The sequence below is a fragment of the Bacillus sp. PK6-026 genome, assembly GCF_054161455.1.
Map to the genome: position 1 here is coordinate 778,170 of NZ_CP096418.1, position 13,032 is coordinate 791,201.

A 13,032-nucleotide genomic window follows, 5' to 3' on the forward strand; every position below is an offset into this window, starting at 1 on the left:
TGTAAAGCCAGTTATTTATCCATATATTCATTTAGGATATAATTGTTACTACTTAATGTTATTACCAGTATTATGTTTTTTTCATACATCAGGAGGAAAAGCGATGGCATCCCAAACTGTAACCAAGTATTTTCGCGATAGTGTCGCTGCGAAACTAAAAATCAACTTTAAAAACAGTCGTTTTATGATTTCAGATTTGAATAGCCTTATACAAGGAAAGATAGACAGTAAGTACTACGCGGTTCTTTCAGACCACAAAAATGTCTCCGGTAAACTCGATGTTATCGTTGTGGCAAAGACGATCAAGACGAAATTCGACGTGCAGCAAAGGGTTGAGACAAATATTGAAGATATGACCGGCATTCTTTATATCCCGGCAGTTTTGACTGCCAATGGTATGTTGTTGCCTTCAGAAGACAAATATCCATGGATTCCGAGAGAGCATCTTCATCCAATCATTGACGAAGAGCTTGCGATCGGCTATGTCAATGACTTTGATGAATATATGAGCAACAATTATCAGAGGTTGGAAAGCAACCTCACTTGGAAAAGCTATTTTGAGTTTGCAAAAGATATGTATGAGTCAGTTACAGAAACCGAAATAACTTCAAATACAGTTAAAGAAATAGAATTAGAGAAAAATGTTTATATCTTTAAGGATGATTCCATCAATGCAACCAGAAATATATTAAAGTTATATGATCACCTTTTATCCAGCCAGCCGAATCATCTGCAGCTTTATCAAAATTTTATCAACCAAAAATTCACTTCTTTATCGCCGCTTATTCCAAACCGGATGTCAGAAATGCAGAAGCATGTCGGACAAATGGGCGGGGAATATCCTTTGTCGCCATCGCAAAGGGAGTGCCTGAACCATTTCAACAATATGGAAGATGGAGAAATTCTTGCAGTCAACGGTCCGCCGGGTACGGGGAAAACGACGTTATTGCAGTCGCTCGTTGCCAATCTTTATGTCGAACGAGCATTAAAAAAGGAAGATCCTCCTGTCATTGTCGCTTCATCAACAAACAATCAGGCAGTAACCAATATTATTGAATCATTCGGAAAGATTAAACCAAAATGGGAAAACAATCATTTAGAGCAGCGATGGATCGAAGGAGTCGACAGCTTTGCTGTTTATTTTCCGTCCGGCAGCAAGGAGAAAGAGGCGCAAGAAAAAGGATTTCAATATACGAACCCTCGGGGAGAAAACTTTTTTGACGAAGTTGAAAGCAACGAGAACATTGAGCGATCAACCGAAAAGATGCTCAAAGAATGCAGTCGATATTTTGAAACAAACCATACTGATATTAAGCAATGTGAGCAAACGATTTCAAATCGGTTAACAGCGCTTGAAGAAATCAGACAAAAAGTTTTATCCTTATTCTCCGAATATGATCAAATAGCTCCTAAAGGCGTTTCTTTAGATACATACATGACGCAATTGACCGAGGAAAAAACCGAGTGGGAAAGCACGTTTCAATCGATACAACAAAGAATAAAAGAGTGGCAGACGCACTTTTCAAACTTGCCGTTCTTTGTTCGCTTATTCAAGTTTCTGCCGTTCTTCAAGAGCAAATTAGTCAGTTATGTCAGATATTTTATTCAGCCGGATGAAGAATTTATTGATGAGTCAATGAATCTCGATAAAATTCTCTCTCTGTATAGCGAAAAAGCAAAAGAGACGAGAGAAAAAATAAAGCAGGTCGATGCGACATACCAACAAGTCAGCAAATTGAACACAAAATATAAACAATTAATGGTGGAACTTATATCACTGAACATTCTTGAGAAATATCCTGGTTCATTTTCTTCTTTAGATAAGGCGAATGAATTTTTAGATACAACCATAAAATACGCCTCTTTTTGGCTAGCAGTTCATTACTATGAGTGCAGATGGCTTTTAGAGAAAAGACTGTCGGAAAAACAAAGAGGCACAAATTTCGATAATGTGTTAAATCAGTTTTATACAAATTTAAGTATGTTGACCCCTTGTTTTGTGATGACTTTTTATCAGCTTCCGCGAATGCTGCTGGCCTATAACAATGGGAAGGAGCATTTTCTCTACAATTATATTGATTTACTAATCGTAGATGAAGCAGGACAGGTGACTCCTGAGATTGCGGCATGTTCATTTTCGCTTGCGAAACGGGCAGTTGTTGTCGGAGATGTTTATCAGATTGAACCGGTGTGGAATATCAACGAAACGTTGGATATTTCATTAGCGCTTTCCAATAAAGTCATCGCTTCGATCGAACAGTTTGAGAAGCTTCGCGAACTCGGCTTGAATACGTCAGAATCTAGTGTGATGAGGGTAGCGTGCAAAAGCTGTAAATACGAAAAACATCAGCAACGCGGTTTGTTTTTGAGCGAACATAGGCGCTGTTATGATGAAATTATTGAATACTGCAACAATCTGGTGTATAGAGGAAAACTTGAGCCAATGAGAGGTAAAGCGGCAGAGGATAAGAAAAATCCGCTTGTTCAATTATCGATTCCACCTCTTGGTCATATGCAGGTTGACTCATACCAGTCAAGCAAAAAAGCGGGCAGCCGATATAATGAAATAGAGGCAAGGGCCATCGCCACATGGATCAATGAGCATTTCTACAACATCCGAAATGCATATCATGAAGATGATCCAAAAAGTCTCATTGGCATTATCACCCCTTTTAAAATGCAAGTCGGCATCATCAAGCGTGCGCTATCACCCGATGTTAAACCGTTTATCGACGTAGGAACGGTCCATACTTTTCAAGGCGGCGAAAGAAAGGTCATCATCATGTCGACGGTGTACGGGAAAAATGACGGCTGCTTTTTTATAGACGCCAATAAAAGCCTTCTAAACGTCGCAGTTTCAAGGGCAAAGGACAGCTTCCTTGTCATGGGTGATATGAATTGTTTATCAGACAGCGCGAATAAACCGAGCGGATTGTTGAAGAGGATGCTTTTAGAAAATGACGTTGTTCATTCTTAATGAAGGTAAGGAGCGCAGCCATGAATCTCTTTCAATTACACCATCAAGATATGAAAGAAATCCGGGAAATACCGTTTGAGAAAGAAAAAGACATACAGCACCTATGTGAAAAAAATTTAAAGCAATTATTAGGCCTCAAGTTCATTGCCTCTGAGTTTCGAGTCGCCGGATTTCGGATTGATACGCTAGCATTTGATGACCAGACACAATCGTTTGTTATTATTGAATATAAAAACAAGAAACATTCCAGCGTAATAGATCAAGGCTATGCTTATCTGTCCATCATGCTTAATAATAAAGCTGACTTTATTCTTGAATATAATGAAAATCAAGAGAAGCTTTTAAAAAGGAACAGTGTCGATTGGTCGCAATCAAGGGTCATCTTTATTTCGCCTGAGTTTACTACACACCAAAAGGAATCCATTAATTTTAGAGATTTGCCGATGGAATTGTGGGAAATCAAAAGGTATGAAAATGACCTGCTACAAATGAATCCTATCAGACCAAATGGGGCATCGGGGTCGATAAACACAATTTCGAATCAAAGTGAAGCAATTGAACAAGTGAACAGGGAAATCAAAGTTTTCACAGAAGAAGATCATCTAGTCCGTAAGCCTGATGAGGTGATTGATCTATACCAGCAGTTAAAAGAAGAGATTTTAAATGTGGGTGACAACATATCTGTCAAAGCAACAAAGCTATATATCGCATTTACTGTTCATAAGCGTAACATGGTAGACGTTCTTCTCTTAAAAAAGGGCTTAAAAATTTGGATAAATGCCAAAAGAGGCGAGTTAGATGATCCCATGGATTTATTTAGGGATGTCGCAAACACCGGCCACTGGGGGAACGGTGATTATGAAATTCAAATCGATGATGAAAAACATATCGAATATATCGTTGATTTGGTTAAACAAGTTTATGAGAAAAATAAAGTTTAAGAGCCTTTTCCATATAAAAAGGCTTTTTTCTAATGTGAAACCATTCTTTGCCTGACAACTGATCGATTAAAAGATGAAACGAGCGTGCAGCATCCATTAGAAAATTTTCGTTTTCGTAAGCAACGCCCATTCCATTGAAAAAAGATGCTTCCGGGTCCGGACATCCTTTCCGGTTTTTTGGGAGATAAGCAGATTTAAATTATTCGAGTTTGCAAATGGTATTTTTCGTTTTTCTGTATGTAAACAGTACGCCGCCTATCGTTATGATTCCCCCGGCAAGTGATAGGAAAGCGGGAATTTCGCCTATCCATACCCATGATATGAAAAGTGTTGCGGCTGGCGTTAAATAAAGCGAAATCGCGGCCTCTGAAGATCCTCTGTACGAGGTGATATAAGCAAGCGCAAAATATGGAACAACTGTAGGGAGCAATCCTAAATAAACGACACTTGCAGTAGATTGAGTGGAAGCATGACAAAGCTCTTCGAAAAGCCCGGGCAAAAAGAACAGCATGGGGATGGTTCCTCCCCAGATCGCGTATGAAACAAAAGGGATAAAACCGTATTTTTGAATGTAGCGCTCTTGAAATACGAAATAGATGCTTTCACATACCGCGGCCAGTATAATGAACAACACCCCAGCCGCCGTGTTTTCAAAGTTTCCGACGCCGAGTGAAATGAGCATGACGCCTAAAAAGCTGATCCCTGATCCGAGCCATTTCGCTGCACCAAATCGTTCTGCAAAAAACAGCCTCGCTAACAATGCTGAAAAAATAGGCGTTGTCGAGACCAGGAGGCTTGCCATTCCGGCGCTTACCGTTTCCTCGCCTAAATTGAGCAATGTGTGGTAAGCAGAAAATCCTAAAAAGCCGAGCAGCAAGATGATGGAGACGTCCTTTGCCTCCGGCAGGCGCATCCGGACGGCAGCGGCCAGCAATATTAGAGCCGAAGAACCTGACAGTAGTCGAAGCAATGTGAGGTGCTGAGGCGTATAGTCTTCCAGCCCGACTCGGATCCCCGGAAAAGCCGAAGCCCAAAAGCCGATCATCAGGCAGTATGACAACATGATGTACATTCTCTGTTTCTTCATCATTTTTCAATCTCCTTTTTTAAAAAAACCAACCGGTTTAAATGTGTGTATCCATCTTAATGGACGTTTGGTAAAATGGCTTCAACCAGTTTTGAGAATATAAACCCAACCACATATCGATAAAAGGAGATCCATTTATGCCCCGCGCGCCAAAATACAAACAAATCATTCAATTTATAAAAGAGAAGATTGCAAATGGAGAATGGCCGATCGGCACCAAAATTCCGAGTCAGCGTTCATTGGCCAAACATTTCGCTGTGAACAGAAGCACGGTGATTACAGCTTTGGAAGAATTAATAGCCGATGGATTAGTACAAGGCAGAATGGGGAAAGGCACGATCGTTATTAACAATACATGGACATTGTTGGCCAAACATTCGACCCCTGATTGGGATAAATACGTGGCAGCCGGATTCCAGCAGCCCAGCCGGAAAACGGTTCAGGAAATTAATCAATCTGAATCGAATTCAACATTGATACAGCTCAGCAAAGGCGAGCTTTCAAATGAATTGTTTCCGCTGGACATTATGAAGGAGATGATGGAGAAGGTTGCTCATAACATGGATGCCTTTGGGTATGAGGAGCCGAAAGGTTATCTTCCTTTAAGAGAGGCGTTGAGCAGCTATTTACAAACGGTCGGCATCCACGCTTCCCCGTCTTCCATCTTAATTGTTTCCGGCGCGCTGCAAGCATTGCAGTTAATCGCAATGGGGCTTTTGCAAAGCGGATCAACCGTTTTTCTTGATCAGCCGTCTTACCTTTATTCGCTGCATGTCTTTCAATCTGCGGGAATGAGGATGGCCGGATTGCAAATGGATGAAGAAGGCCTCATGCCAGAAAGCATCAAGATGACGCCAAACATGCGGACGAGAGCCATTTTGTACACCAACCCTTGTTTTCAAAATCCGACCGGAGTGTTAATGTCCAAAAAGCGGAGGGAAGAGATTCTGGCTTTCAGCGAACAACACCACCTGCCTATCATTGAAGATGATATATACCGCGAATTATGGATTGATGCCCCGCCGCCTGCTCCAATGAAAGCGATGGATAAAAACGGCCGCGTCTTATACATTGGCAGTTTTTCGAAAACGTTGAGCCCGGGATTAAGAATCGGCTGGATCGTCGGCCCGGAGCCGGTCATTGAACGTTTATCAGATATTAAAATGCAGACGGACTACGGCTCGAGTTCACTGTCTCAGAGAGTCGCAGCCGAATGGCTGACATCTGGGCTTTACCAGAAACATTTGGAAAACGTCAGAGAACAGCTAAAAATAAGAAGAAACTTTGTGTTGCATGTGTTAAAAACAGAGTTGGAAGGACTCGCGGAATGGAGCGTTCCAGCAGGCGGCTTCTTTATTTGGCTGAAGATATTGCCGCCGGTATCCATGAAAACTCTTTATGCCAAAGCACTTTCAAAAGGAATTCTCTTTAATTCTGGGGCCATATACGGGCAGGAAAGAGGCGATTACATGAGGCTGTCATATGCATTTGCTTCCTGTGAAGACCTGAAGAAAGGGATTACGCAATTAAGCGGACTGATTAAAATGCTGTCTGGTTGATGTGCAAGAGTTGAAAATATTTATTCCAAAAGAAATAAATTTTACCTTATTTTTGTTAAACTTAAAAAGGATTTTAAATACATTATGACAGGAGAAAACTCATGCGGAACCAAATGTCGGTTTATTTTTCTCTGGCTCTCGCCATGGCGATCGTCGGGAGTTCGGTTGTTGTCGGCAAGCTGATGGTGAAGACGATTCCGGTGTTTTTGTCGTCTGGCATTCGTTTTTTTATCGCGGCTGCCGTTTTAATGATCTTGCTTTTTTGGATTGAGAAAGGCATTCCCGCTCTATCGAAAAAAGATGTCTTTGTTCTTTTGCTGCAGTCTTTTACGGGTGTCTTTCTGTTCAGCATCTGCATGCTTTACGGGGTTAAGCTGACGACGGGGATGGAGAGCGGCATTATTACGAGCACGACGCCGATGGCTGTCGGTGTTTTGGCTTTCTTTTTATTAAAAGAAAAAATAGAAAAAAGAATGGCTGCCGGTATCGTACTTGCCGTTATCGGCGTGATGGCGATCAACCTGTTCGGGGCCGGCGGCGAAGCGGGGAGCCCTTATGCATTGATGGGAAATCTGTTAATCGCGGCCGCAGTGATCGGTGAAGCGATGTTTACGCTAATGGCAAAATTGCTGTCGCCCCATATTTCCGCATTGGCGATTTCGGCGTTTGTTTCCTTGTTCGGTTTTTTGTTTTTTCTGCCGTTTGCGGTCATTGAGGCTGTCTCGTTTGATTTTAGCGAGCCCGGACTTCTTGATTGGTCATATGTCCTTTATTACGCGCTGATTGTTACGGTGCTTGCTTTTTACTTATGGTACAATGGCGTGACGAAAGTGCCGGCGAGCGTTTCCGGGATTTTCACTTCGGTTCTCCCCGTATCGGCCGTTGTGCTCTCAGGCGTCATTTTGAAGGAGCAATTCACACTGGTTCATTTGACCGGAATCGTGTTTGTAATTGCAGGAATTTTCATTACTGTTTTGAAAAAAGAGCAGAAGAAAGACAGCGGAAAACTCGCATCTTAAGACGGATTTCCAAAAAAATGTCGTAAATTCGATGCATCAATTTGATGAAATCGCCCTGCCCTGCGGTATAATAGATTTTGTGAATGAAAGATTCAATGTTGAAAGAGAGTGGTTACATCATGGGCCGTAAATGGAACAATATAAAAGAGAAGAAAGCGTCCAAGGATGCGAATACGAGCCGAATCTACGCCAAGTTCGGCCGCGAAATCTATGTGGCGGCAAAGCAGGGAGAGCCCGATCCCGAACTGAACCAGAACCTGAAATTCGTGCTAGAGCGCGCCAAAACATACAATGTCCCGAAAGCGATTATTGAGCGGGCGATTGAAAAAGCGAAGGGCGGTTCTGAAGAAAATTATGACGAACTGCGCTATGAAGGCTTCGGGCCGAACGGAGCGATGGTGATCGTTGACGCGTTGACAAACAACGTCAACCGCACGGCTGCCGATGTGCGCTCCACATTTGGCAAAAACGGCGGAAACATGGGTGTGAGCGGATCTGTCGCTTACATGTTTGATCCGACGGCCGTCATCGGCTTTGAAGGGAAAACGGCTGATGAGACGCTCGAATTATTGATGGAAGCGGATATTGATGTCCGTGATATTTTAGAAGAAGACGATGCGGTGATCGTCTATGCCGAGCCCGATCAGTTCCACGCCGTACAGGAGGCGCTGCAAAACGCCGGCATCACAGAGTTCACGGTGGCCGAGCTGACCATGCTCGCGCAAAATGACGTCGCCCTTCCTGAGGATGCGCGCGCGCAGTTTGAAAAACTGATTGACGCGCTGGAAGATTTGGAAGACGTTCAGCAAGTTTACCATAATGTCGATTTAGGGGCGTAAAAAGAAATCGTGAAGTAAAAAGATAGATGAACAGGCGAAAGTCTGTTTTGTCTATCTTTTTTTATTTGTAAAGTTAACTTGACACCTGATTTTTTGTTAAGTATACTTTACGTATAGTAAACTTTACATTCCGATGGAGGAAAGATGAAAACGTTAATAAAGGAAAAGCGCACTTCGCTGAACATGACACAAGAAGAACTGGCTAAAAGGCTCGATGTGTCAAGGCAAACGGTGATTTCCCTTGAAAAGGGGAAGTATAAACCTTCACTTGTTCTGGCGCATAAACTGGCTCAAATTTTTGAATGTCTGATTGAAGATTTATTTATTTTTGAGGGGGATGAAAATATTGACTGAAACGATGACAAACACACTGATCGCTTTAGCAGGTTTAGGAATAGGCGTGCTCGGGATCGTAATTATATACAGTGTGAACAAACGGATTGGAAAAAAAGAGAGGCTGTTCGATGAACGCCAGCAGAAAATTAATTATCAGGCTAAGGCGCTCTCCTGGAACATTACAATGGCGGCTATTTTAATGGCCTGGACATTGGCAATTATTTTCCAAGGGATTTCCTTTTCATTTTTCTTAATAACAGGTTTATATATCCTGCAATGTTTATCAATGCTGATCACAACCGTTTACCTTGCGCAGAAAAACTAAGATGGTGCTGTTCCCCTTTGTATCCGGATTTTACCGATTTATCGGTAAAATCTTTTTTTGTGGAAAAGAAAACCCGAGGCAAGGCCTAGGGTTCCGATCGACACGCAAATCTGAAATACAGATACGAGTCGGTATTTTCGGTGTGCTGGACATTACGTAGATAAAGTAGGAAGAAACAAAAAGTAATAGAAACATATATACGAAATCAGATCGAAGATAATATCGTCGCGTGGGGATTTAAGGGATATATGGAATCCTTTGTAGATGAAAAGGTCAAGAAAAGGAAGCAAAAATAAGAAAAGACCTTTGAGCTTGCCACTAAAGTGGTACATTAAAACGAACCATTAAGCCCGTCACCCAATCAAGTCATTCAGCTGGATATCATCTTGAGGGGAAGATTATTGCAAACAAATCCCCATCATACAGATGACTGAATTGGGAAAATTTTTATTCTACGTCTTTTAGTATGGCTTCAATTTTCTCAAGCCGCTGCTTGATATCCTTTATTTCCTCGTTTTCAAGTCTCAATTTCTCTTCGGCCAATTTGCCGTTCCTTAAATATCTTTTGACAACCTTTGTTAAGGCAACGATACCCGCAATGACAAGTGCTGCCATTACAAAATAGTATACTGGTATTAAAATTGTGATAATATCAACTGTCCCCATCTTTAGTCTCCTTACATTCTGTAGATTGTTGTTTCCCCAAATTCTCGATTAAATCATTATCAATCGTAAAGGAAAATTCTTTTAGATAATAGTACTTAAGAGCTTTACCATCTAATGAAACTTTCATTTCACTAAATATAATTCCTGTCTCCTCGAGCTTGGTTAGATGCAAATAAAGTAATGTCCTATTGATTTCTAACTTGCGTGCAAGCTCACTAACATAGCAACCTCCTTTTGATAAGATGGTTAGAATTTTTAAGCGAATTGGGTTTCCAAGTGCCTTTGCAATTAAGATTAATTGGTTTGGTTCATTTATTTTATTCATATGTAATAATAATTTAACACATGTGCATCTAAAAAAAGGTGTTTTTTCAAAAAAATAATTCATTTGTTATATTATGTGAATCATAAAAAGGAGCATTATCTTAAAACACATTTTAATCAAAAAATAAATTTTATAGAGAAGAAAGATGAAATTAAAAGTATATTTTAATATAAATGTAATTAAAGTATATTTTTTCCGATTTGTCATTATCTCTAAGTATTACACATGATAATATTAACAATAGTTGAATAGACTTCCAGCTAAATACACCTAAAAAAATTACTTTATTCGGAGGGTGATTTGAATGAAGAGATTCTTATTATTAGTATCCTTATTGCTAGTGTTCCCTACTGCCTATGGGACTGCCATTGCAAAGGAAAAAACGCAAGGTTTAAGTTTGGAAGAAAAAATTTTTGAAATTGATAAAAGTGATGATTTATCAAAACAAGTTAAAAAACAAAAGTTTATCCAAGCTTTGGAGGATTCAACTGATGAGGAGAAGACTGAATATCTTGAAGAAGTAGGAGAGCGAGTACAAAATACTTTAAGTGAAGTTGATGTTCAATTAGGTGAAAATAAAGAAATAGATTTAGGCATGGGGACGACTATTGAATTAGAGTCTTCCGATGTTATAGAGTCAACTGAAGATGAATTAGTAAAGACTTCTGGATATGATTTTTCAAAAGGAAATGTACTCGAAAAAAAATATGGTGCTAGAAGATTTACATGTAGGGTTAGTGTGAAATCCCTTGGCATCACATTAGGATCTTTAGTGCTACGAAACCACTATACAGTGGGGAATTTTGGATTGAAAATGAGGTATGCATCCGATAGTGGAACATCTGAATAGATCCTTTAATGATTATCACAAGTTCTTCTACATCGGTTCCTGACGGTAAAGCTGAAAAGGTAGGGTATGATATGAATGCAAGAGGTTCGTATAAATGGAAACTAGGTATTTCAGGTATATATGCATCTTTTACATCAGAAATATACAGTACAATCAAGTTACATAAGCTAAATAAGAAAAAGAAATTTGCTGTTGTATATCAAAATTACAAATTTACTGAGTGATCATGCCTTAAACATCAGCTGAAAAAAGATGAAAAGACAAATGTCAGACTGTTTCAGATTTATGAAAACAGAGTTTGATGATCGATTCCGGATTTTACCGATTTATCGGTAAAATCTTTTTTTATATCCAAAAGACTCATGAGATTGAATTTTCTTGAAAGACTGCCGATACATAAGATGTAGTCTAACTTTTCCCAAAACTGTTTGATAGGAGATGGACTGAATGATTCAAATAACTGACCTCAACCGTCAATACATAGGAGGGGAATGGAGAGACGGCCAAAGTGAAAGCGTCTTGGCCGATCTGAATCCTTTTACCCATAAAACGATTACCTCTTTTCGGAAAGCGACGCGGGAGGATGTCGATGCGGCGTACAAAGCTGCGCTTGAGGCGAAAAAGAAATGGGATAACGTCAATCCTTATGAAAAAAGAGCGATTTTAGAAAAAGCCGCGGCTTATATTGAAGACAATAAAGAAGCGATCGTGTACCTCATTATGGAGGAACTTGGCGGAACACGGCTGAAAGCGGCTTTTGAAATCGATCTTGTCGTCAATATGATCAAAGAAGCGGCAGGTTTCCCGCTCAAAATGGAAGGTAAAATTCTCCCTTCACCGGTTGATGGGAAAGAAAATCGGATATACCGCATTCCGGCGGGAGTGGTCGGTGTCATCAGTCCGTTCAACTTTCCGTTCTTTTTATCTGTAAAATCGGTTGCACCTGCGCTTGGCGCAGGGAACGGCGTTGTCTTAAAGCCGCATGAAGAAACACCGATTTGCGGCGGCACGCTGATTGCAAAGATTTTTGAAGAAGCCGGTCTTCCGGAGGGACTTCTGAATGTTGTCGTCACGGATATCGGGGAAATCGGCGACAGCTTCGTTGAGCACCCGATTCCGAGAATCATCTCGTTTACCGGATCAACGAAGGTCGGCAGCTATATCGGGCAGCTGGCGATCAAACATTTTAAAAAACCGTTGCTTGAACTCGGCGGAAACAGCGCATTGATCGTTCTTGAGGATGCCGATTTGGAATACGCTGTCAATGCCGCGGCTTTCAGCCGCTTCACACATCAGGGGCAAATCTGCATGTCGGCCAACCGGATTCTCGTTCAAAAAGAAGTGTATCCGGAATTTTTAAAGCTGTTCAGCCAAAAAATCTCCGGGTTTAAAACGGGTGATCCGCTGGATCCTGAAACTGTGATCGGCCCTGTCATTAATGAACGCCAAGCTGAACATTTAAGAAAATCGATTGAGAAAGGCATCGAAGAAGGCGCCACACCGCTTCTGAAAGGCGATATTAAAGGCAATCTCGTCGAGCCGACGATTCTTGCGGATGTCACGTCTGACATGTCTGTCGCCAAGGAAGAGCTGTTCGGCCCGGTTGTGTGCGTCATGCCGTTTGAGACCGAAGCAGAAGCGGTTGAGATCGCGAATGACACTTCGTTCGGACTGAGCGGAGCCGTACACACGGGAAATGTGGAGCGCGGCGTTGCCATCGCGAAGCAAATCGAGACGGGCATGATCCATGTCAATGACACAACGATCAACGACGAGCCACATGTCGCTTTCGGCGGTGAAAAGCAATCTGGAATCGGCAGGCTGAACGGTGAGTGGAGCCTTGACGAATTTACAACGTTAAAATGGATTTCCGTCCAGCACCAGAAAAGGATTTTTCCATATTAAAAGGAGGATTTGATACATGAATGAAGCAGTAAAAACGGACATCCACCCGCTGCTGGATGCTTTTGTGAAAGTGGCGCCGTTTCTGAATCAGCTGATTCAGGACGATGTGACAGTGGGGATTTACGATACTGAAAAGCTGATCGTCAACATTCCGGGAAAGACATTTTCCCTTGATGTCAAAGCGGGTGATCCTTTGCAGGAAG

Annotated in this window: 12 protein-coding genes; 9 read left to right on the top strand and 3 right to left on the bottom strand. The window is 41.3% G+C overall.

Annotation, left to right across the window (positions count from 1 at the left end; genetic code table 11):
• Positions 1–103 precede the first annotated feature (103 nt).
• Positions 104–2,977: an AAA domain-containing protein gene (locus tag M1D59_RS03900; RefSeq protein WP_458117799.1), complete on the top strand. Its 2,874-nt coding sequence runs from the start codon at positions 104–106 to the stop codon at positions 2,975–2,977.
• Between the two features lie 20 nt (positions 2,978–2,997).
• On the top strand, positions 2,998–3,918 hold the full coding sequence (locus tag M1D59_RS03905) for a DUF5655 domain-containing protein (protein ID WP_458117800.1): 921 nt from the start codon (positions 2,998–3,000) through the stop codon (positions 3,916–3,918).
• 199 nt (positions 3,919–4,117) lie between these two features.
• Here the strand turns inward: M1D59_RS03905 and M1D59_RS03910 are convergent, their stop codons facing one another.
• Positions 4,118–5,005 carry a DMT family transporter gene (locus M1D59_RS03910; protein WP_458118039.1) on the bottom strand — a complete coding sequence of 296 codons (888 nt, stop codon included), beginning with the start codon at positions 5,003–5,005 and terminating at the stop codon, positions 4,118–4,120.
• Between the two features lie 137 nt (positions 5,006–5,142).
• On the opposite strand from M1D59_RS03910, the gene pdxR reads away from it, so the two are divergent.
• From pdxR to M1D59_RS03935, 5 genes are all read left to right on the top strand, one after another.
• Positions 5,143–6,564: a MocR-like pyridoxine biosynthesis transcription factor PdxR gene (gene pdxR, locus M1D59_RS03915; RefSeq protein ID WP_458117801.1), complete on the top strand. Its 1,422-nt coding sequence runs from the start codon at positions 5,143–5,145 to the stop codon at positions 6,562–6,564.
• Positions 6,565–6,665: 101 nt separating this feature from the next.
• Entirely contained in the window at positions 6,666–7,583 is a 918-nt protein-coding gene (locus M1D59_RS03920; protein ID WP_458117802.1) for a DMT family transporter, read from the top strand.
• A gap of 119 nt (positions 7,584–7,702) precedes the next feature.
• The gene (locus M1D59_RS03925; RefSeq protein ID WP_003179658.1) at positions 7,703–8,422 is read left to right on the top strand and encodes a YebC/PmpR family DNA-binding transcriptional regulator; all 720 of its coding nucleotides are present in this window, start codon (positions 7,703–7,705) and stop codon (positions 8,420–8,422) included.
• A gap of 144 nt (positions 8,423–8,566) precedes the next feature.
• A complete protein-coding gene (locus M1D59_RS03930) occupies positions 8,567–8,776 on the top strand; it encodes a helix-turn-helix transcriptional regulator (protein ID WP_020450493.1) in 210 nt (69 codons plus the stop codon).
• Positions 8,760–9,083, top strand: a complete 324-nt coding sequence (locus M1D59_RS03935; protein WP_223254874.1) for a DUF2178 domain-containing protein — start codon at positions 8,760–8,762, stop codon at positions 9,081–9,083. The genes M1D59_RS03930 and M1D59_RS03935 overlap by 17 nt, the downstream gene beginning before the upstream one ends.
• A gap of 447 nt (positions 9,084–9,530) precedes the next feature.
• Here M1D59_RS03935 and M1D59_RS03940 read toward each other — a convergent pair whose 3' ends face one another.
• The gene (locus M1D59_RS03940) at positions 9,531–9,749 is read right to left on the bottom strand and encodes a hypothetical protein (RefSeq protein ID WP_020450496.1); all 219 of its coding nucleotides are present in this window, start codon (positions 9,747–9,749) and stop codon (positions 9,531–9,533) included.
• Positions 9,736–10,137 (bottom strand): ArsR/SmtB family transcription factor, encoded by a 402-nt coding sequence (locus M1D59_RS03945; RefSeq protein WP_458117803.1) that lies wholly within the window; start codon positions 10,135–10,137, stop codon positions 9,736–9,738. Before M1D59_RS03945 ends, M1D59_RS03940 begins: the two co-directional genes overlap by 14 nt.
• 241 nt (positions 10,138–10,378) lie before the next feature.
• Between M1D59_RS03945 and M1D59_RS03950 the strand changes: the two genes are divergently transcribed.
• Together M1D59_RS03950 and M1D59_RS03955 are read left to right on the top strand one after the other, a co-directional pair.
• The gene (locus M1D59_RS03950; protein WP_458117804.1) at positions 10,379–10,924 is read left to right on the top strand and encodes a hypothetical protein; all 546 of its coding nucleotides are present in this window, start codon (positions 10,379–10,381) and stop codon (positions 10,922–10,924) included.
• 447 nt (positions 10,925–11,371) lie between these two features.
• Entirely contained in the window at positions 11,372–12,829 is a 1,458-nt protein-coding gene (locus M1D59_RS03955) for an aldehyde dehydrogenase family protein (protein ID WP_020450499.1), read from the top strand.
• The last annotated feature ends 203 nt before the right edge of the window (positions 12,830–13,032 follow it).